This window comes from Spirillospora sp. NPDC048911, assembly GCF_043198015.1.
In the GTDB taxonomy this organism is placed as follows: domain Bacteria; phylum Actinomycetota; class Actinomycetes; order Streptosporangiales; family Streptosporangiaceae; genus Spirillospora.
This window is the reverse complement of the sequence record NZ_JBICUD010000017.1, coordinates 138,802-158,871: the sequence shown is the minus strand read 5'-3', so window position 1 is coordinate 158,871 and position 20,070 is coordinate 138,802. Positions and strand designations below refer to the sequence as shown.

Here is a 20,070-nt window from a genome sequence, read left to right as displayed (position 1 = left end):
GGTCGGCAATCATGGAATAGCGGCCGGGGGCGGCCGGGTTCCCGGGTTGTATGGGACGTATCAGCGACACCGACCTGGAAGTACACCCGTTCGCGCTGGGCGGCAACGTCTTCGGCTGGACGGCGGACCGCGACGGCTCGTTCGCCGTGCTGGACGCCTACACCGAGGGCGGCGGCAACTTCGTCGACACGGCGGACGTCTATTCGGCCTGGGTGGAGGGCAACTCCGGCGGCGAGTCGGAGACCGTCATCGGCGAATGGCTCGCCTCGCGCCGCAACCGCGACGACGTCGTGATCACCACCAAGGCGGGCGGTCATCCGCGGTTCCGCGGGCTCAGGGCCGACACGATCAAACGCGCCGCCGAGGAGTCGCTGCGCAGGCTCGGCACCGACCGCATCGACCTCTACTACGCGCACTTCGACGACCCGGAGACCCCGGTCGCCGAGACGCTCGGCGCGCTCGACCAGCTCGTCCACGAGGGCAAGGTGCGCTACATCGCCGCCTCCAACTTCACCGCCGCACGGCTCGCCGAGTCGCTGGCGCACTCGGAGGCCGAGGGCATCGCCAGGTACGTGGCGTTCCAGCCGCACTACAACCTCGTCTCCCGCGACACCTACGAGGGCGAGCTCGCCGAGACCGTGCAGGCCAACGGGCTGTCCGCGTTGCCCTATTACGCGCTCGCGTCGGGGTTCCTCACCGGCAAGTACCGTCCCGGCCAGAAGGTGGACAGCGCTCGGGCGGGCAAGGCCGGCGAATACCTGGCGAGCGAACGCGGGCAGAGGGTGCTCACGGCCCTCGATCAGGTGGCGGGGGAGCAGGACACCGAGGTCGCGACCGTGGCGCTGGCCTGGCTCACGTCCAAGCCCACCGTGGTCGCGCCGATCGCCAGTGCCCGCACGGTCGACCAGCTCGGCCCGCTGCTCGCGGTGGCCGACGTGCACCTGACGCCCGGGCAGATCGCCCTGCTCGACGACGCGTCGGCCTGAGCCGTCCGCGGGCGCGTCGGCCTGAGCCGAAGCGATTCCCTCGCCGGGCCGGTTGTTCTAGCGTTCATGTCGGCGCGAACGACCTCTGGAGGACCGATGCAGACCGGCCCGGCGTACACCCCGCTCACCCCGCTGTCGTTCCTCAAGCGATCGGCGGAGGTCTTTCCCGGCAAGACCGCGATCTCCTATGGCGATCGCAGCGAGACGTACGCGACGTTCGCCGCCCAGGTCACCCGCGTCGCGCGGGGCCTGCGGGCCCTCGGCGTCGAGCCCGGGGACCGCGTCGCCTACCTCGCGCCGAACGTGCCGGAGATGCTGGTCGCGCACTTCGCCGTGCCGCTGGCCGGGGCGATCCTCGTCGCGATCAACACCCGGCTGGCGCCCGAGGAGGTCCGGTACATCCTCGACCACAGCGGAGCCAAGGTCCTGGTCGTCGACTCCGGCCTGCACCCGACCGTGGCGCCGCTGATCGGGGGGCTCGCCACCGTCCGCGAGATCGTCACCGTCACCGACCCGGCGGCCGGTACGGCGCCCGATCCGATCGTGGGCGGCATCGGCTACACCGACCTGCTGGCCCGGGGGTCGGACGAGCCGCTGCCCTGGGAGGTCGCCGACGAGAACGCGATCATCTCGATCAACTACACGTCCGGCACGACCGGGCGGCCGAAGGGCGTGGCCTACACCCACCGCGGCGCCTACCTCAACGCGCTCGGCGAGGTGACGCACTCGCGGCACACGCCCGACAGCGTCTACCTCTGGACGCTGCCGATGTTCCACTGCAACGGCTGGTGCACGCCGTGGGCGCTCGCCGCGATCGGCGGGACTCAGGTCTGCCTGCGGGCGGTCGACGCCGAGCGCATCTGGCAGCTGATCGACGACGAGGGAGTCACCCACCTGAACGGGGCGCCCACGGTGCTGGTGGCCATCGCGAACGCCCCGCGGGCCCATCCGCTCGAACGGCCGCTGGTGGTGACCACGGCGGGCGCGCCGCCGAGCCCGACGATCATCGGCCAGATGGAGGGCCTCGGCGCCCGGATCGTGCACGTGTACGGCCTCACCGAGACCTACGGCCCGTACTCGGTCTGCGAGCCCCAGCCGGGCTGGCCGGGGCTGGAGGCCGCCGAGCGCGCCCGGCTGCTGGCCCGCCAGGGCGTCGGGATGCTCCAAACGGACGGGCTGCGCGTCGTGGATGCCGACGACAACGATGTGCCCTCGGACGGGGAGACGCTCGGTGAGATCGTCATGCGGGGCAACAACGTCATGGCGGGCTACTACCGCGACGAGGAGGCCACCGCCAAGGCGTTCCGGGGCGGCTGGTTCCACTCCGGCGACCTCGGGGTCCGGTACCCGGACGGCTATGTGGAGCTGCGCGACCGGTCGAAGGACATCATCGTGTCCGGCGGCGAGAACATCTCCACCGTCGAGGTCGAGCGCGCGATCGACTCGCATCCGGCGGTGCTGGAGGTCGCGGTCGTCGCGGTGCCGGACGAGAAGTGGGGCGAGCGGCCCAAGGCGTTCGTCGTCACGCGTCCCGGCGCGTCCGTCACGGCGGACGAGCTGGTCGAGCACGTGCGGGGACGGCTGGCGCGCTTCAAGGCGCCCGACCGCGTCGAGTTCGTCACCGAGCTGCCGAAGACCTCCACCGGGAAGATCCAGAAGTTCCAGTTGCGGGAGAAGGAGTGGGCCGGGCACGACCGCCGCATCCAGGGCTGACGGGCGTCCGAATCTCGGCTCGAATGTGCATAGCCCGCTGAGTAAGGGAATGCCCGCCTACGGACCCTGATCGATATCGAAGGGGGCGGGATGCCTGCCACCGGGAACGTGCTGATCGTGGGGGCGGGCCCGACCGGGCTGCTCCTCGCCGGAGACCTGGCGAGCGCGGGTGTCGCCTGCACGGTCCTGGAGCGGCGGGCGGAGGAGCTCAACCTCACCCGCGCGTTCGCGGTGCACGCCCGCACGCTGGAGCTGCTCGACGCCCGCGGCGTCGCCGAGGAGCTCATCGCCACCGGACGGCGCGTCGGGCATGTCAGCGTGTTCGGCCGGGCCTCGCTGGACCTCACGCGGCTGCCGAGCCGCTTCCCGTACGTCCTGGTCACCCCGCAGTACGAGACCGAGCGCGTGCTGGAGCAGCGGGCCCGCGCGGCGGGCGCCGAGATCGTGCGCGGCGCCGAGGTGACCGGCCTGCGGCAGAACGCCGAGGGCGTCGAGGTGGACGTGCGGTACGGCGACGGGACGACCGGCACGCGCGGCGCCGCGTACGCCGTCGGCACGGACGGAGTGGGGAGCACGGTCCGGCAGGCGCTGGGCCTGCCGTTCCCGGGCAACTCGGTCATCCGCTCGGTGATGCTCGCCGACGTGCGGCTCTCCGGCGCTCCGGACGAGGCGCTGACGGTCGGCGCGGCGGGCGACGCCTTCGCGTTCATCGCGCCGTTCGGCGACGGCTGGTACCGGGTCATCGCGTGGAACCGGCACCACCAGGTGCCCGACACCGAGCCCGTCGACATGGACGAGCTCCGCGACGTCGTCCGCCGCGCCCTCGGCACCGACCACGGCATCCACGGCGAACGCTGGACCTCCCGCTTCCACAGCGACGAGCGGCAGGTGCCCCGCTACCGGTCCGGCCGGGTCCTCCTCGCCGGCGACGCCGCCCACGTGCACTCCCCGGCGGGCGGGCAGGGCATGAACACGGGGCTGCAGGACGCCGCCAACCTCGGCTGGAAGCTCGCCGCCGAGCTGCAGGGCTGGGCGCAGCCCGGCCTCCTGGACACCTACGACGAGGAACGCCATCCGGTGGGACGGCTCGTGATGCGCGGCAGCGGCGCGGTGCTGCGCGGGGCCCTCCTCGAACCGCCCGCCCTCCGCCTCGCGCGGACGGCCGTGACCGGAGCGGCGACGAGGTTCGGCCCGGTGGCGCGGCGCCTGGCCCGGGCGGTCTCCGGCATCGCCGTCTCCTACCCGGCGCCGCCCGGCGCCCACCGGCTGATCGGCAAGCGCGCGCCGGACGTCCCGCTGTGCGGCAAGCCGCCGAGGTTGTACGAGGCGCTCCGGGAGGGGCGTTTCGTCCTCGTCGTGGCGGCGAACGACCCGGCGGTGACCTATCTGGCGGCCCGGTGCTGGACCGACCGCGTGCACTGCGACGTCGCGAACGGCGCCACGCGGACGACGGCACTGGTCAGGCCGGACGGCTACATCGCCTGGGCGACCGACGAGACGGCCCCCGACCGGCGGGCCGCCGCGATCCGCACCGCCCTGACGCACTGGTGCGGCGCCCCGGTCGACCACCACCACTCACACGGCTCAGGGAGCCTCCTGAGCTGAGGCGGGCGGCTCGGGAGGCGCCGGAGGCCGCGGCTGTACCGGCGGCTGTGCCGGGGCTGGCTGGGCCGGGCCCGGCTGGGACGAGGCGGGCTGCTCGAACGCGAGCCGGTCGGCGGCCAGCCAGCGCACCTCGGAGTCCTTCGCGACGAGGAACTCGGGTGCCCCGCCCGCCGCGGTGCCGGGCCGGACGCCGACCACCCGCCAGCCGGAGCTGTCGCGGCCGTCGAGCACGGTGGCGAGGAGGCCGGGCGGCAGCGCGACCATCCCGTCCGGGCGCGCGCTGGCGATGCCGCGCGCCAGGGCGTCGCTCGCCGCGACGATCGACCAGATGAACCCGGCGCCGAGCACGAACGCGAGCTTCTGCACGGTCGACAGGCCGTGCCAGGGTCCGCGGTCGCCGAGCTGGTCCAGCAGGAGGAACGTGCCGATGAGCGCGACGGCGACCGTGCCCAGCCCGCGGGTGACCAGCAGCGTCCCGGCCTTGATGGTCGCGTTGGCCGGATCGCCGGCGACCATTTTCTTGATCTTGTCGATGGGTGCTTCCGCCATGTGATCGCCTCCACGGGCCGGGGGGTGCCGCCCTTAGCGTGGCACCCCGCCCCGGCCCGTGACAGGCGTTCTCCCAGCGCCGATCAACCAGTGGATCAACCCAGTGGATCAGCTCAGCCGATCGGCTCGGTGGATCAAGGCCGTGGATCAGAAGCGGCGGTTCTCCTGGCCGATGCCGAGCTCCCTCGTCACGTCGGCGAGGTTCTCGTACTGCCGGTCGGGCAGGTCGCGCAGCGCGGCGACGGCGCCGTCGGGCGCGCCCTGGCCCGCGGCGTGGTCGGCGATCTCCCTGCCGGACGCCGGATAGCCCACACCGGCGATCATGCGCGCGAACTCGGCCCGGTCCTCGACGTCGTCCGGTGTCATGCCGGGCGGCGTGCCCTCCTGCCGGGCGGTCGTCCCGGCGGTCGGGTCACGGCCGGCGTCGGTGGACACCGGCTCGGGCTCCTTGAACTCCTCGGCGTGCGTCGGGTGGCCCCCGCGCACCAGTCCCTCCGTCTCATGCTCCAGCTGGTCGTCCAGCCTCGCGCCGTGCTTGTCGCTCTTCTCGGTCATGGCCTTCTCCCTTCACACCAACGATGGGGATGTGCCGGCCCCGGGGTCGGTTTCGGGACCGGCACACCACGCCCGCATCCGGTGGTCCCGGACGGCCTCCGAGGTCTGTCGCCTCGCTGATCCCCCCATGGGGGGATCGTTCCCGGTCGGCGCCGCCTAAACGGGCGGTCATCTGGTGCGGGCCCAAACGAATCGACGAGGATGGCGGGATGAGCGGACATATGACGCCCGCGGAATTCCGCCGGTACGGCAAGCAGGTCATCGACTGGATCGCCGACTACCACGAGAAGATCGAGTCGTATCCGGTCCTGTCCCAGGTGCGGCCCGGGGAGGTGGCCGCGGGCCTGCCCGATCATCCGCCGGAACGGGGCGAGGGCTTCGAGTCGCTGCTGGCCGATCTCGACCAGGTGATCATGCCGGGGATCACGCACTGGCAACATCCGGATTTCTTCGCCTACTTCCCGTCGAACGCGAGCGGCCCCGCGATCCTGGGCGATCTCCTCTCGGCCGGGATCGGGATCCAGGGGATGTTGTGGGCGACCAGCCCGGCCTGCACCGAGCTGGAGACCCGCGTCCTGGACTGGCTGGCCGAGCTCCTCGACCTGCCCGCGCGATTCCGCAGCGACGGCGGTGCGCAGGACGGCGGCGCGCGGGACGGCGCGGGGGGCGCGGGCGGCGGGGTCATCCAGGACTCGGCCTCCAGCGCCTGCCTGGTGGCGATCCTGGCCGCGCTCCAGCGCGCGGGCGGCGGCGAGGCGGCGCGGACGGGGATCGCCCGGCGCCACACGCTCTACGTCAGCTCGCAGACGCATTCGTCACTGGAGAAGGCGGCCCGGATCACCGGAATCGGCGCGGCGAACGTGCGGGTGGTGGACGTCGACCCGGTGACGCTGGCGATGGATCCGGCGCACCTGGACGCGCTGCTCGCCGAGGACGCGGCGGCGGGCGCCGTGCCGGTACTGGTGTGCGCGACCGTCGGCACGACGGCCACGACGGCGATCGACCCGGTGCCGGAGATCGGCGCCGTGTGCCGCGATCACGGTGTCTGGCTGCACGTGGACGCCGCGTACGCGGGCGCGGCGGCGGTCTGCCCGGAGCTCAGATGGATCAACGCGGGAGTCGAGGAGTACGCCGACTCGTACGCCACCAATCCCCACAAGTGGCTGCTCACCAACTTCGACTGCACCGCGCTCTGGGTGGCCGACCGGGAGCCCCTGATCGGGGCCCTGTCGATCCTGCCGGAATACCTGCGCAACACGGCCACCACCTCGGGCGAGGTGATCGACTACCGCGACTGGCAGATCTCGCTGGGCCGCCGGTTCCGGGCGCTCAAGCTGTGGTCGGTCATCCGGTGGTACGGGGCGGAGGGGCTGCGCGAGCACATTCGTACCGGCGTCCGGCTGGCGCGGGACCTGGCCGGCTGGATCCGCGACGATCCGGAGTTCGAGCTGTTCGAAGACCCGAACTTCGGCCTGGTGTGCTTTCGGCCCCGCTGGGAGGGGCTGCCGGACGAGGACGCCGACGCCGCGACGCTGGCGCTCATGGAACGGCTGAACGCCTCAGGGGACCTCTACCTGACCCACGCCAAGGCGCGCGGACGCGTTCTGCTGCGGCTGGCGATCGGCGGCCCCGCCACCGGTGATCAGCATGTCCGGGCCGCCTGGGAGCGCGTCCGGCGGGAACACGGGCAGGTCCGGTTGGGCGGCAGGGCGCCGGACATGCGAGGGTAGAGGGTGCTGGCACTGTTTTTTCTTGGCACGAGAGCAGGAGGTCCGCAATGGCCGACTCGGCAGAGGATCACGAGAACACCGAGGGCACTGAGGATGACGTGAAGCGCAAGTTCCGGGAGGCCCTGGAGCGCAAGCGCGGCGCGGCGGACCAGCACGACAACGGCGGAGGCAAGAGCGGGTCGAAGGTACGGGGCGTCCACAGCCGCGCCGACCATCAGCGCCAGTTCCGCCGCAAGAGCGGCTGAGCCGGCGCGGGCGGCCCCTGTCGGGCCGTCACTCGTGATCTACACGGCCGCGGGGCCCCTACCGTGGCAGGGGCCCCGCGGCCGTTCGGCGCCGGGCGTTCTCAGCCCGCGTAGAGCTTCTTGGTGTAGTTGCCCTCGGAGTAGTACGCCTCGAGTTCTTCGAGACTCTCCGTCGTCGTCTGGACCTCCTTGACCAGGCGGGCGTGGGAGGGCAGGGCGTCGGCGGGGCCCCAGGTCTCCGGCTTCCAGAGTCCCGACCGGATGAGCGCCTTGGCGCAGTGGAAGAAGATCTCCTCGATCTCCAGGACGAGGGCCAGCCGCGGCCGGTGCCCCTTGACGATCATCTCGTCGAAGAACGGGGCGTCGCGGACCAGCCGGGCCCGGCCGTTGATCCGCAGCGTCTCGCACCTGCCGGGGATGAGGAAGATCAGCCCGGCGTGGGGATTGGCCAGGATGTTGCGGAAGCCGTCCGCACGCCGGTTGCCGGGCCGGTCGGGGACCGCGAGGGTCGTGTCGTCGATGACGTGCGTGAAGCCCGCCGGGTCGCCCTTGGGGGAGACGTCGCACCGGCCTTCGGGGTCGGAGGTGGCGATCAGGCAGAACGGCGACGCGGCGATCCAGTCCCGGTCGCGGTCGTGCAGCCGGGTCCGCTCCTTGTTGGCCGCGCGCGGCATCACCTCCCCGAGCAGCTCGCGCAGTTCGGCTTCGGAAGTGACCTCGGTGAACTCCGCCGCGTGCGTCATCGCTGTCCCTCTCGTGGGGGGTATATGGCTATTGATCCTATATTTCGGCGGGGACGGGTCAGCTCGCCGGGGTCTCGTCGTCGTAGAGCCGGGTCACGATCTTCCCGTCCCGGGTGACGTAGCCGTTGATGATCCCGTTGGTGCTGTGCGGCGCCGCGAGGTCGCCCCGCGGGTCGAGGGCGATGGCGCCGCCGGTGGCCCCCAGCGCGGGGATCTTCTGGGTGATGACCGTGGCGGCGGCCTTCCCCACCGGCATGCGGGCGTACTCCATGAGGGCCGAGACGTCGTACGCGGCGACGCCCCGGATGAAGACCTCGCCGGTGCCGGTGCACGAGATCGCGAGCGTGCGGTTGTTCGCGTACGTGCCCGCGCCGATGACGGGGGAGTCGCCCACCCGGCCCACCTGCTTGTTGGTCAGGCCGCCCGTCGAGGTCGCGGCGGCGACGTTCCGGGAACGGTCGACCGCGATCGCGCCGACCGTCCCGCCGACCTCGGAATCCTTGCTCTGCGCGGCCTTGCCCTGCGCGGTCTTGCCCTGGGCCAGCGTGTTGCCCTTGGCCGCCATGAGGGAGTCCCAGCGGCGCTGCGTCCAGAAGTAGTCCTGGGTGGTGTACGGGACGCCGTTGCGGAGGGCGAAGTCGTCGGCGCCCTTGCCCGCCATGAAGACGTGGGGCGACTTCTCCATCACCAGCCGGGCGAGGGTGATCGGATTCTTGGTGTGGTGCACCCCGGCGACGGCGCCCGACCTGAGGTCCTTGCCGTTCATGATGGAGGCGTCGAGCTCGTGCTCGGCGTCGGTGTTGAACACCGCGCCCTTGCCGGCGTTGAAGTTCGGGTCGTCCTCCAGGACGTTGACCGCCTTCTCGACGGCGTCGAGCACCGGCTTGCCGTCCTTGACCAGGGCGTAACCGGTCCGCAGGGCCTTGGTGAGCCCGTCGCGGTACGCCTTCTCCTGCGTGGCGGTGAGGCTGCCGCGCGGCAGCGAGCCCGCGCCGCCGTGCACGGCGAGGACGACGTCACGGACGGTGGAGGCCGGGGCCGCCTGTGCGGGGCCCTGGCCGACGCCGGCGGCGGGAGACTGACCGGCGGCGGTGGTGGCCGCGCCGGCGGCGAACTGGGAGCCGGACAGCCCGATGACCAGGGCGGCGAGGCCCGCGGAGATCAGCAGGGGACGCTTGGGAGACGGCAACGGAACCTCCGGGTGTCGGAGCGGCGGGGGTGATGACCATGGTCGTCGTCCCCTGGGCGCACTCCGGCGACACCCTCAATTCATGCCAAACACCGGGAACCGGTGCCCGTCCACGACGCGCTCCCCATTCGGCGCGCCGTCGTGGACGACGATCTCGCCGTCGCCGGGCGGCAGGTCGATGCCGTATCCGGCCCAGGCGTCCCGCGCGGTCGCCCAGTCTCCCCGGATGGTCGCGGCGATGCGGAGGTTCCAGAAGGCCGGGCCCTGCTCGCCGCGCGGCGCCCGGGCGGCCGCCTCCTTGCCCAGTTCGTGCGCCTTGGGGAAATGATAGGTCCGCCTTGCCCCGATGACTTTCCGGCCGGAGCCGGGTCTCTATAGGCGAAGGGAGGCCCCCATGAAGACGACCGTGCGGCGCGGCCGATGAACGCGGCCGAGGCAGCGGCGCTGCAAAGCTACAGCGCAGGGTTGCTGGAAGGTGCGATCGGCTTCGCCCTGGCGGCCGTGGACGAGGTGACGAGCGCGGACCTCGCGCGCCCGACGCCCTGCCGCGGCTGGAACCTGCGCATGCTGTTCCTGCACGTCAACGATTCGCTCGACGCGCTGTACGAGGGCATCGACCGCGGCACCGTCGCGTTGTTCCCGGACGGGGAACCGGACGGCCCGGGCACCGACCTGATCGCCTCGTTCCAGGAACGTGCCCGCCGTCTCCTCAGCGCCTGGACCGGCGGTGGTGAGGGCCACGCCGACAACCCCGGCGGTGGCGAGGGCTGCGACGGCGACGGAGGAGGCAACGGAGGCGGTCCCGGCGCCCGTCGCCTGGTCACCGTCGCGGGCTGTCCGATGCGGGCGGGCGCGATGGCGGGCACCGGCGCGATGGAGATCGCGGTGCACGGCTGGGACGTCTCCCGCGCGTGCGGGAAGAACCGCCAGATCCCGCCGGAGCTCGCGCGGCGGCTGCTGCGGACCGCCCCGATGATCGTCGGCGACGACGTCCGGCACGGGCTGTTCGCGCCGCCCGTCGCCGTGCCGCCGGACGCGTCACCGGGCGACCGGCTCGTGGGCTTCCTGGGACGCGACCCCGGCTGGACGAGCGTCGCTGCGGAAAGGGGGACCGGCCCTTAAGACGCACGGCTCAGCCCTAGAGGGCGCGGGCTCAGCCTTTGAGGGCGTAGGAGCGCACCCCGCCGTTCTCGGTCGCCGCCAGCACGCCCTGATCGACGAGCACGTCGAGATGGGCGTCGATTTCGAGGACGGCCAGCATCTGGCTGAAGACCTCGAGGTCGTCGAGCTTCTTTTGCCGCCGCGTCCAGGGCATGGAACGTGCCACCTCGAACGCGGTGGCGTGTCCGGCGCGCACCTGCCCGGCGGCGACGTCGAGGCGGGCCTCGTGATGCTCGACCAACTCGTCGACCCGCGTGTGCACGCTGGGGGTGACGGGGCCGTGCGCGGGGAGCAGCAGGGTGTCCGGCATGTCGCGGACGATCCGCAGCGACTCCAGGTAGCTTCGCAGCGGCTTGGGCTCGGGCTCGGTCTCCAGGCCGATCGAGGGCGTGATGTGCGGCAGCACGTGGTCGCCGGCGAACAGCAGTCCGGCGCCGGCGTCGCGGAGCACGATGTGGCCGCGCGTGTGCCCGGGGGTCGCGAAGACGTCCAGGCCGCGCCGGGCCAGCGTGACGCGCTCGCCGTCGTCGAGCCAGGCGTCCGGCATGGTGTGCGGTACCTTGCGCTCGTCGGCGTTGACGCCGAAGGATGCGACCCGGTCGGCCAGGTCGGGCGCGCCGCAGCGGCGCAGCAGCTCGATCTGGCGAGGGTGCAGCCCGTTGGCGACGTCGAACGCCTCCAGCGAGACCTGCTCGCCCCGGCCGATCCGCACCCGCGTGCCGAACGACTCGCGCAACGCGAGGGCCTGGGAGTAGTGGTCCCAGTGCGCGTGGGTGACGAGGAACTGCGCGACGTCGTCCAGCCGGTGCCCGAGCATGCGCAGGGCGTCCTTGAGTGCCTTGCGGCTGTCGGGCATGGACCACCCCGAGTCGACGACGACGAGCCCGTCCGGGTCCTCGATCACGTACACGTTCACAGCGTGCAGCGAGGGGATGGGCAGGGCGAGCGGGATGCGGTGCACCCCGGGGGCGACCGGGTGGGCGCCTGGTTCGGTCCAGTCCGCCGGCTGCTCCCTGAGCGGTTCCGCCACCGTGGCCCCTTTTCTAGAACGTCGTTCGGCAGAACCTACTGTATGCGGTCGTCCCGGCGCGTCAGCGGGGTCGTCACGTCCGGGCGGCGGCGGCCGCCTCGCGACGGGCCTCCTCGGCCGCGGCCGCTGCCCGTTCATGGGCCCGCTCGGCCTTGTCGAGCTTGCGCTGGGCCGCCTCCTGGCGGGAAACCGCGTCGTCCAGTTCCCGCCGGAGCCGCGTCGCCTCGTCGGAGATCTCGTTCAGCTCGTGCTTGGCGCGGTTCGCCTCGGCCTTGCGCTGGGTCAGGGCCTTCTCGGCCTCGCGCGCCAGCCGCCTGGCCTTCTCGGCGCGCCGCCGAGCCAGCTCATCGGCCTGAGCCGCCTGCTCCGCTTCCGGCTCAGGCCGTTCGGAGATCTTCGACGCCTTCGCGGATTTCGCGGGCTTCGCGCTCTTGGGGCGTTCGGACGCCGGCGGCCCCGCCGGGAAACCGAAACCCGAGGTGTCGAAGCCGCTGTGGCTGCGCGGCTGGGCGAGCCGTCCCTCCCGGACCTCCTCCGCCACGTCCTCGTCGACGGTGGCCGCGAGCAGAGTCTCCTCGACCTCCCGGCCGGCCTGGTCGCGCAGCGGGTTCCCGGCCTCGCCGGCGAGCCGCTTGGTGGTCCGGACGAGCCGCGCGATCAGCTCGCTGCGCCGCTGTTCGAGCTCGCCGAGGTGCCCGCCGGAGGCCCAGGCGGCCCGCAGGTCGGCGCCGGTGTCGAGCAGTTCGCCGAGCTCGTCCGACGCCTCGCGGGGCAGCAGGTTGACCGCCCAGGCGGGCAGGGTGGGGCGACGCAGGGCGCCGATCTCCTTGGCCAGCCCGGCATCGCCCGCCTCCTTGGCCCGCCGCGCGAGTTCTTTGCGCTTGGCCACGAACTCCGGCGGGGGGACGCCGTAGAGCTCGCGTGCGGCGCTGGAGAGATCCACGATGGGATCTCTACCCGCTGTGGAGCCCGTCCAGCACGACGGCGAGCAGGCGGTCGGCCCGCTCGGCGTCGGCCGCGGTGGCCAGGGCGATCCCGGTGATCAGCTGGAGCAGGTCGTCCGGGGTGAGGTCGGCGCGTACGGACCCCGCCCGCTGGGCCCGGCCGAGCAGCTCCGCGGCGGCGTCACGGATCGCCTGATGGCAGTCGAAGCCCAGGTCCGGCGGCTTCTCGATCATCATGTAGCCGGTCAGGCCGTGGTCGGTGCGGGCGTGCCGGAGGAAGGCGCGCAGCCAATCGGAGAACGCGTCGTCGGGCGACGCCGACGCCGCCAGGGTTTTGCCGTGCTCGCACAACGTCATGACCCGGTCGTGCAGCACCGCCGTCAGCAGCGACTGCCGGTTGGGGAAATGCCGGTAGAGGGTGCCCGGCCCCACTCCGGCGCGCCGGGCGATCTCGTTCAGCGACGCGTCCGGGCCCTCCTCGGCGAACGCCTCCCGCGCGGCGACGAGCAGGCGTTCGCGGTTGCGGCGCGCGTCGGCTCGTCTCATGCGTCCCATCCTAGCCAAGCGGAGAGGTTCTCCGTATAGTCTCCCCTTCGAACCGGAGAACTTCTCCGGATAAGGAGCGCGCACGATGACGCACGATGACCTCGGCCGTGTCGGCCTCTGGACCTTCGCCTTCGAACCGCAGCCCGCGACGCTGGTACGGGAGGCGGCCGCCGAGATCGACGAACTCGGCTACGGCGCCCTCTGGTTCGGCGAGGGGCTGGGGCGCGACACCGTCGGCCAGGCGTGGCTGCTGCTGTCGGCCACCCGGCGGATCGTGGTCGCCTCGGGCATCGCGAACGTGGCATACCGCGACCCGATCGCGATGGCCGCCGCCGAGCGGGCCCTGGGCGAGGCGTTCCCGGGCCGCTACCTGCTCGGGCTCGGCGGGCAGCGGGTGGACGCCGTGAGCGGCGTCTTCGACGGCTACGCGATGCCGCCGGTCGGACGGCCCGTGCCGATGATGCGCGGCTACCTGGACGCGATGGACGCCGTGCCCGCGCACGGCCCGGTGCCCGACCCGGCGCCGCGCCGCGTCCTGGCCGCCCTCGGCCCGAAGATGCTCGAACTCGCCGCCGCCCGGACCTGGGGCGCCCACCCGTACTTCGTCCCGGTGGATCACACCGCCCAAGCGCGGCAGACCATAGGACCGAAAGCCTTCCTTGGAGTCGAGCAGGCCGTCGTTCTAGACACCGATCTCACCCGAGCCCGCGACGTGGCCCGCTCCCATGTGGCGGGGTACGTCGCGGCGGCTCCCCACCAGGAGGCGAGCATGCGGCGCCTCGGCTTCGGCGACGCGGACCTGGTCGGCGGCGTCAGCGACCGGCTCGTGGACGCGATCGTGGCGTACGGCGACGTCGGCACGATCCACAAGCGCGTTCACGAACACCTGGACGCCGGAGCCGATCACGTCTGCCTCCAGGTCCTCACCGCGGACCCCTCCGCACTGCCGATGCCGGAGTGGCGCGAACTGGCCAGCGCCCTCCTGTGATCGCCTCATGACAAGGGGTGGTCAACCCGGGGCGCCTCGTTCACAGTGAGGATCGGGGGGCGAACGAGGGGACCAGTCATGACCGAGGCGCGCGCCGTCACTCTGCCCGAATTCCTTGAGGCGAACGAGATCGGGCGGCTGTCCGTGGAGGACCGCCGGCTCATCGTCCAGCAGGCACTGCTCGTCCTGGAGCAGAACTACGCGCTGCTGCCGTTCAAGACGGCGCGGTACGGGATCAATCCTGTGCAGCGGCTGCGGGTGATGCAGGCGCGCTTGGGCAGACCCGGGCCACCGGAGTCGGAGTGGCGGTTCCACGCCGAACTGGTGGACATCTTCAACTCGCTGCGCGACCTGCACACCCGCTACACGCTGCCGCGCCCGTTCAGCGATGCCGTGGCCAGGCTGCCGTTCCTGCTAAAAGAATTCACCGAGGACAATCGCCGCCGCTACCTCGTGGGCAGGCGCATCGCCGGTCAGGCCGAGCTGCCCCACGAGACCTTCCGCTTCGGCGTCGAGCTGACGCACTGGAACGGCGTGCCGATCGACCGCGCCGTCGAGCGGCACGCCGAGCGCTTCCCCGGAGCCAATCCGGCCGCGAGGCACGCCCGCGCCGTAGAACGCTTCACCGTGCGTTCGCTCGCTTTCGGCCCGCCGCCGGACGAGGACTGGGTGACCCTCCGCTACCTCGACCACGACGGCGAGGCGCGGTTCATCCAGCTGACCTGGGACGTCAGCTCGATCGTGCCCGAGACGTCCGGACCGAACGGCCAGCTGGAGACACCGTTCGGGTACGACGTGGAGGGCCTGCGCGTCGCCCGGCTGCGCACCGAGCTGTTCGCGCCGGAGTTCATCGCGGCCGAGGAGTCGGGCGAGCCGGCCGACCCCGGCCCCGAGGGAATCACCGTCACGCCCGAGATGGCCACGGTCTTCGAAGCGCGGCGCGTGACCGCCGCCAACCGCGTGTTCGGGCACCTCCGCATCCGGACGTTCGTCCCCACGGCCAGCGGCGTAGAGGGCTTCGTCCGGGAATTCATCCGCCTCCTGGGCGAACTCCCCTCCGACGGCCTCATAGTCGATATCCGCGGCAACCTGGGCGGGGCGATCGTCGCGTCCGAACTCTGCCTCCAAGCGCTCACCGCCCGCGCCGTCGAACCCGAGCCCGCGCAGTTCGCCGCGACTCTCCTCAACCTGCGGATCTGCCGAGCCAACGACGTGATGGCCGAATGGCTGCCGTCGATGGAGCAGGCCCTGGAAACAGGCGCCCCCTATTCAGCGGCGATCCCATTCACACCTCCCGAAGCACTAGCCGAAATACCGCAGTCGTACTTCGGCCCGGTAATTCTCCTGACCGATGCCCGCTGCTACTCGGCAGCCGACATCTTCGCCGCGGGATTCCAGGACAACCAGATCGGGCCGATCCTCGGAATCGACGGCAACACCGGCGCAGGCGGCGGCAACGTCTGGCGCACCGCCAACCTGCTCGGCTCATTGCCCTCGGCGGACGACTTCCCGTTCCGCCCCCTGCCCAACAGCGCCGACCTGTCCCTCGTCATCCGCCGCCTGCTCCGCGTGGGAGCCCACGCGGGGACGCCGCTGGAGGACTTCGGTGTGATCCCCGACGAACGCCACATCATCACGCGCCAGGACGTCCTCAACAACGACGCCGACCTGATGGCCACGGCCGCCGCGCTGCTGGGCAAGGGCGAGCCGCGCCGCCTCCAGATAGCACTGGCCGAGCTGGACGGCGAACTGACCCTGACCTTCGAAGTGCTGGGCGTAGACCGAGCGGACGTCATCGTCGACGGCAGGCCCCGCGCGACCGCCGACTTCGGCGGCGGCATCCCCGCACCTGTACGCGTCCCCAACACGGGCACACCTCGCACGGTCCGGATCGAGGGCTACGACGGCCGAGAACTGGTGGCCGTCCGCACCTTCGTAAGAACGGCCGAGGGCCTGGAACTGCGCACGACCATTTGACTCAAGGCCAGGCGACCAATTCGCACCACACCGACTTGCCCGGCCCGGACACGACGACGCCGTGATCGGCCGCCATCTCCGCGACCAGGAACAGCCCGCGCCCGCTCGTCTCCACCAAGCCAGGGGCACCACCCTCCGGCAGCTCCGGGCTGGGGTCGCGGCACTCGATGAACAGCGACGCGCCGTCCCGGATCAAGAAGACCTCCACCTCGCCCGACCCCGCGTGCAGCACCGCGTTGGTCACCAGCTCCGTCGCCAGCAGCTCCGCGTCTCCGATCACCTCCGGATCGACCCCGTGCAGGAGCAACGTCTCCCGCACCCGCCGCCGCACCGTCCCAGGCGCCTCCCTGCGCATCGGAAGCCGCATCGCGTCGAGCATGACGCCGGTGGTGTACGGCACTTTCGGCCTCCCTTGACTGTCCGGATGGCTCACCAGCGTGGCCCGGAGGAGTTACCGTCGGTAGGCGAATCAACACGGCGTGATTCACGGATCGCACGCGCGTTCCCTGGAACGCCCTGGAACCCGAGGAGTTGACATGCCCGCCCCCAAGCGCCTCGACCCCGACAGCCCCCTCGCCGTCTGGGGCGCCGAGCTCCGCGACTTCCGCGAGGCGGCCGGATACAACCAGCCGCAGTTCGCCCAGCGCGTCAACTACTCCGTCGCCCAGATCAGCGCGGTCGAGACCGGCCAGCAGGACCCCACCGACGAGTTCGCCGCCCACTGCGACGCCGTCCTCGGCCTCAACGGCGCCCTCGTCCGCCTGCTCAAACGCCTCCGCCGCATCACCGCCCAGGAGATCTACCCCGAATGGTTCCGCCGCTGGCCCCCCGTAGAAGCCCGCGCCGCCGTCCTCCGGACCTACGAGCTCGCTGTGCTTCCTGGCCTGCTGCAGACCGTTGACTACGCTGCCGTGGTGCTCGGCGATGATGGAGAAGCCATCGCCGCTCGGATGAAGCGCCAGGACATCCTCACCCGCGATGACCCGCCACCGCCCAAACTGCACTGCGTGCTGGACCTCGCCGTCCTACTCCGCGACGTTGGTGGGCAGAAGGTGATGTACGAGCAGTGTCAGGCCCTGCGCAACGCTGTCTCCGACCAGATTTCGATTCAGGTCATCCCATGCCGCAAGCATCGAGGCATCAGCGGCTCGTTCACCGTGGCTACACTCGAAGACAGATCCGAGGTTGTGTATCTGGAAACGGCTTCCAAAGGTATGGTCAGCACCTCGCGGGACGACCTCACGGAGGTGGCCGACGTGTGGGAGTCCATCCGGACTCATGCGCTCCCACAGCAGGAATCGCTTGATCTCATCAGCAGGACGGCGGAAGAGAGATGGACGTGACGGGCGCCTTGTGGCGCAAGTCCAGCTTCAGCACCGACAACGGTGGCAACTGCGTCGAGGTGGCCGCAGTGGCCGACGGCATCGCAGTTCGTGACAGCAAGGACCCTCAAGGCCCGGCGTTGGCGCTGGCCCCTGAGGCGTGGCGGGCGCTCACAGCTGAGCTGAAGCGGTAGAGGTCACGAGCTGGGCGCACCTGAGAGGCCGGTCGGCGAGAAGCGGCGGTCGACGAGGACTCGTCCGATGAGGGGCCGGAGTGGGTCTCCGCGGGGCCGCCAGAGGCCGTAGGTGAACGCGCACGGCCTCCACTCGGCCAGCGAGGCCGAACGTCGTGCTGCCACCACCCGCCACAATCCTCCCGGTCAATGACGTGTCCCAGGCCGACGACCGGGAGGCGGCCGCACGGACCTTGCCGACCGCATTCGAAGGCCGCCTTGCGCCTGCATCACATGGGTCCAGCCGACCGAACTGACTCCACAACGGACGTGCCCAGCACCGAGCAACAGCCGTGCGGCAGGATTCGTGGGATCAGTGGTGAGGAATCGGCGCCTGACGGTCGATCTCGCGGCCCAGCACGATGACCATGTCGTTGAAGGCGTGGATGCCATGCCTGCCCCTCAGCGCGGGGAACAGATTCTTGCGGGCAGCCATCCTGAGCATCGTGCTCAGGGCGGTGTAGGGCACCGATCGGCCGGCCGACAACTCGTCGTAATTGTGGCGAGAGAGCCGCATGAGATCGGGATGGTCGGCGGACTCGCCGAGGATCATGCGCGCGGCGTCCTTAAGATCCATGCGGTGAGTCTAATGCGATGAAGGCGGACGCTCGCGACGGCCGCCCCAGCACCCAATCCATCGGCGGCATCGCCGCTGAGAGAGCAAGGAATTGAAGAGTCTGGTGCTTGGGGGTATCCCTCCTGAACCTGCAAGCTCCGGCGCTTGGGTTTCGGTCGCGTACATGGTGGTCATGGCCCTGAGGCAGGCGGGAGGAGGTGTCTGCCGACGCGGCACCGGTCGCCCCCTGGGCGAAGGCCGTCACCCGTCTCGAGGCCGTCGATGGCACAGACTTGGCAGCGAGGTGGGCGAGGGACCGGCAATGCGCCGACCTGCTCACCCAGCGCCGGGGAAGACCTCGCCGCGCTCCGCACGGGTCACTGCCGCTGGTGGAGGACGCCGGAGCTGGTCTGCGGTGGTCAAGAGTCGTGATTCGGCAGCGGTCTCCCCTTTGGTGGATGTGGTCGCCCGTGTGTGGATTGCTGTGGGCAGGGGCACGAGCTTGGCAGCGAGGTGAGTGGGGAGCGGGACGATGCAGCAGTGTGGCTGGTTGTAGGGGCGCAAGGAAGGGATCTTGCCGCGCTTCGCGCGGTGTGGCTGCGGCTACTGGCCAGTGGCCAGGTCGAGGGCCGCGGTGGGCGAGGCCGGGAGATCTCGGCAACGGTCTCCCCTCTTAACGGCTGGCTGCCCGTGTTCGGATCGCTGCAAGGCTGGGGTTCAGGCTTGGCGGCGAGGTGGGTGAGGGGCAGGGGAAGACGTGACGTAGCCGCTGGTTTGGTGGGGAAGGAGCTGCCGCGCTAGGCGCGGGGTTAGCTGCTGCTGCATCGCGACCACGCTCACGCCCGCAGCGCCCCGGGCCTCGCCACCTCGGCGTCGGCCACCCCCTTAGTGCGGCCCGTCACCCGTCTGCGGGCCATCACAGTGCCGGGGCTCAAACTTGGCAGCGAGGTGAGTGGGGGCTTGGGCGAGGCGTCAGCGTGACCGCGCATCCGGTGATGAGGGAAGGGCCATGCCGCGCTGCGCGCGGGGGTGGTTGACACTGCTGCGTTGCGGCCAGGCTCCCGCCCGCAGCCGCGGCTAGGCTCCCGCCTGCAGCGGCCTTGAGTTTCGAGAACTCGGCATCGGCCGCCCCTGGGTGTGGCTGGTTGTCCGTCCGCTGGTTGTTGTGGGGCTTGGGGCTCGAGCTTGGCAGCGAGGTGAGTGGGGGGTGGGGGCGGTTGTGAACGTGACCGCTCGTCTGGTGGTGAGGGATGGACTTTGCCGCGCTGCGCGCGGGGAGGGCGTTGCTGCCGCGTCGCGGCCATGCTCATGCCTGCGGTGGCTCAGGCCCCGTGACATTCGGTATCGGTCACCCCTTTGGTGTGGCTGGTTGCCCGTGTGCGGGCGTCACGGGGCTGGGGTCCGAGCTGGCAGCGAGGTGAGTGGGGGGGGCGGGGCGAGGCGCCAGTGTGATGCACATCCGGTGGAGAGGGAAGAGCATGCCGCGCTCCGCGCGGGGATGGTTGACACTCCTGCGTCGCGGCCAGGCTCCCGCCCGCAGCAGCTTTGAGTTTCGAGAGCTCGGCATCGGCCACCCCCTGGGTGTGGCTGGTTGCCCGTCTGCCGGCCGTCGCACGGCTGGAGTTCGAGCCTGGCAGCGAGGTGGGCGGGGGTAGGGGCGGGTTGCGTACGTGACCGCTCGTCTGGTGGTGAGGGATGGACTTTGCCGCGCTGCGCGCGGGGAGGGCGTTGCTGCCGCGTCGCGGCCATGCTCATGCCTGCGGTGGCTCAGGCCCCGTGACATTCGGTCTCGGTTCCCCTTTGGTGTGGCTGTTTGTCCGTGTGCGGGTGGTCGTGTGGCTGGGGTTCGAGCTTGGCAGCGAGGTGAGCGGGGGGTGGGGGCGGTTGCGTGCGTGACCGCACGTCTGGTGGCGAGGGGTGGGTCTTGCTGCGCTGCGCGCGGGGAGGGTGGCGCTGCTGCTGCGTTGCGCGCGGCTGCTGCTGTGTTGTGGTGGTGCT

The 20,070-nt window shown here is 71.4% G+C and carries 19 protein-coding genes; 10 read left to right on the top strand and 9 right to left on the bottom strand.

Annotated features, from left to right (window positions below; all coding sequences use genetic code 11):
* Positions 1-50: 50 nt before the first annotated feature.
* The 3 genes from ACGFNU_RS48795 (at position 51) to ACGFNU_RS48785 (ending at position 4,304) form a co-directional block, all read left to right on the top strand.
* On the top strand, positions 51-986 hold the full coding sequence (locus tag ACGFNU_RS48795) for an aldo/keto reductase (RefSeq protein WP_392603606.1): 936 nt from the start codon (positions 51-53) through the stop codon (positions 984-986).
* A 96-nt stretch (positions 987-1,082) separates the two neighbouring features.
* Entirely contained in the window at positions 1,083-2,699 is a 1,617-nt protein-coding gene (locus tag ACGFNU_RS48790; RefSeq protein WP_392603604.1) for a long-chain-fatty-acid--CoA ligase, read from the top strand.
* Positions 2,700-2,789: 90 nt separating this feature from the next.
* Positions 2,790-4,304, top strand: a complete 1,515-nt coding sequence (locus ACGFNU_RS48785; protein ID WP_392603603.1) for an FAD-dependent monooxygenase — start codon at positions 2,790-2,792, stop codon at positions 4,302-4,304.
* Here ACGFNU_RS48785 and ACGFNU_RS48780 read toward each other — a convergent pair.
* Together ACGFNU_RS48780 and ACGFNU_RS48775 are read right to left on the bottom strand one after the other, a co-directional pair.
* Complete coding sequence (locus ACGFNU_RS48780; protein ID WP_392603602.1) at positions 4,284-4,853, bottom strand: hypothetical protein; 570 nt, start codon at positions 4,851-4,853, stop codon at positions 4,284-4,286. The genes ACGFNU_RS48785 and ACGFNU_RS48780 overlap by 21 nt on opposite strands.
* 147 nt (positions 4,854-5,000) lie before the next feature.
* Positions 5,001-5,408 carry a DUF2795 domain-containing protein gene (locus ACGFNU_RS48775; protein WP_392603600.1) on the bottom strand — a complete coding sequence of 136 codons (408 nt, stop codon included), beginning with the start codon at positions 5,406-5,408 and terminating at the stop codon, positions 5,001-5,003.
* A 209-nt stretch (positions 5,409-5,617) separates the two neighbouring features.
* On the opposite strand from ACGFNU_RS48775, the gene ACGFNU_RS48770 reads away from it, so the two are divergent.
* Positions 5,618-7,138, top strand: a complete 1,521-nt coding sequence (locus tag ACGFNU_RS48770) for a pyridoxal-dependent decarboxylase (protein WP_392603598.1) — start codon at positions 5,618-5,620, stop codon at positions 7,136-7,138.
* 47 nt (positions 7,139-7,185) lie between these two features.
* Positions 7,186-7,383 (top strand): DUF5302 domain-containing protein, encoded by a 198-nt coding sequence (locus ACGFNU_RS48765; protein WP_392603596.1) that lies wholly within the window; start codon positions 7,186-7,188, stop codon positions 7,381-7,383.
* Between the two features lie 101 nt (positions 7,384-7,484).
* Here ACGFNU_RS48765 and ACGFNU_RS48760 read toward each other — a convergent pair whose 3' ends face one another.
* Positions 7,485-8,126 carry a pyridoxamine 5'-phosphate oxidase family protein gene (locus tag ACGFNU_RS48760; protein WP_392603595.1) on the bottom strand — a complete coding sequence of 214 codons (642 nt, stop codon included), beginning with the start codon at positions 8,124-8,126 and terminating at the stop codon, positions 7,485-7,487.
* Between the two features lie 58 nt (positions 8,127-8,184).
* Complete coding sequence (locus ACGFNU_RS48755) at positions 8,185-9,315, bottom strand: isoaspartyl peptidase/L-asparaginase family protein (RefSeq protein WP_392603594.1); 1,131 nt, start codon at positions 9,313-9,315, stop codon at positions 8,185-8,187.
* Positions 9,316-9,735: 420 nt separating this feature from the next.
* Here ACGFNU_RS48755 and ACGFNU_RS48750 point away from each other — a divergent pair, with 420 nt between their 5' ends.
* Positions 9,736-10,437 (top strand): maleylpyruvate isomerase family mycothiol-dependent enzyme, encoded by a 702-nt coding sequence (locus ACGFNU_RS48750; protein WP_392603593.1) that lies wholly within the window; start codon positions 9,736-9,738, stop codon positions 10,435-10,437.
* A 31-nt stretch (positions 10,438-10,468) separates the two neighbouring features.
* Here the strand turns inward: ACGFNU_RS48750 and ACGFNU_RS48745 are convergent, their stop codons facing one another.
* The 3 genes from ACGFNU_RS48745 to ACGFNU_RS48735 all read right to left on the bottom strand — a co-directional run bounded on the left by ACGFNU_RS48745 (position 10,469) and on the right by ACGFNU_RS48735 (position 12,996).
* Entirely contained in the window at positions 10,469-11,506 is a 1,038-nt protein-coding gene (locus tag ACGFNU_RS48745) for an MBL fold metallo-hydrolase (protein WP_392603592.1), read from the bottom strand.
* 73 nt (positions 11,507-11,579) lie between these two features.
* Positions 11,580-12,449: a hypothetical protein gene (locus tag ACGFNU_RS48740; RefSeq protein WP_392603591.1), complete on the bottom strand. Its 870-nt coding sequence runs from the start codon at positions 12,447-12,449 to the stop codon at positions 11,580-11,582.
* 10 nt (positions 12,450-12,459) lie between these two features.
* Positions 12,460-12,996 (bottom strand): TetR/AcrR family transcriptional regulator, encoded by a 537-nt coding sequence (locus tag ACGFNU_RS48735; protein WP_392603590.1) that lies wholly within the window; start codon positions 12,994-12,996, stop codon positions 12,460-12,462.
* A gap of 85 nt (positions 12,997-13,081) precedes the next feature.
* On the opposite strand from ACGFNU_RS48735, the gene ACGFNU_RS48730 reads away from it, so the two are divergent.
* Both ACGFNU_RS48730 and ACGFNU_RS48725 read left to right on the top strand, forming a co-directional pair.
* On the top strand, positions 13,082-13,984 hold the full coding sequence (locus ACGFNU_RS48730; RefSeq protein ID WP_392603589.1) for a TIGR03620 family F420-dependent LLM class oxidoreductase: 903 nt from the start codon (positions 13,082-13,084) through the stop codon (positions 13,982-13,984).
* 78 nt (positions 13,985-14,062) lie between these two features.
* Positions 14,063-15,961 (top strand): S41 family peptidase, encoded by a 1,899-nt coding sequence (locus tag ACGFNU_RS48725; RefSeq protein ID WP_392603588.1) that lies wholly within the window; start codon positions 14,063-14,065, stop codon positions 15,959-15,961.
* Between the two features lies 1 nt (position 15,962).
* Here the strand turns inward: ACGFNU_RS48725 and ACGFNU_RS48720 are convergent, their stop codons facing one another.
* Positions 15,963-16,361: an ATP-binding protein gene (locus tag ACGFNU_RS48720; protein WP_392603587.1), complete on the bottom strand. Its 399-nt coding sequence runs from the start codon at positions 16,359-16,361 to the stop codon at positions 15,963-15,965.
* Between the two features lie 136 nt (positions 16,362-16,497).
* Here ACGFNU_RS48720 and ACGFNU_RS48715 point away from each other — a divergent pair, with 136 nt between their 5' ends.
* The gene (locus ACGFNU_RS48715) at positions 16,498-17,304 is read left to right on the top strand and encodes a Scr1 family TA system antitoxin-like transcriptional regulator (protein ID WP_392603586.1); all 807 of its coding nucleotides are present in this window, start codon (positions 16,498-16,500) and stop codon (positions 17,302-17,304) included.
* A complete protein-coding gene (locus tag ACGFNU_RS48710) occupies positions 17,295-17,477 on the top strand; it encodes a DUF397 domain-containing protein (RefSeq protein ID WP_392603585.1) in 183 nt (60 codons plus the stop codon). The genes ACGFNU_RS48715 and ACGFNU_RS48710 overlap by 10 nt, the downstream gene beginning before the upstream one ends.
* 352 nt (positions 17,478-17,829) lie before the next feature.
* Here the strand turns inward: ACGFNU_RS48710 and ACGFNU_RS48705 are convergent, their stop codons facing one another.
* On the bottom strand, positions 17,830-18,093 hold the full coding sequence (locus ACGFNU_RS48705) for a hypothetical protein (RefSeq protein WP_392603584.1): 264 nt from the start codon (positions 18,091-18,093) through the stop codon (positions 17,830-17,832).
* Positions 18,094-20,070: the final 1,977 nt, after the last annotated feature.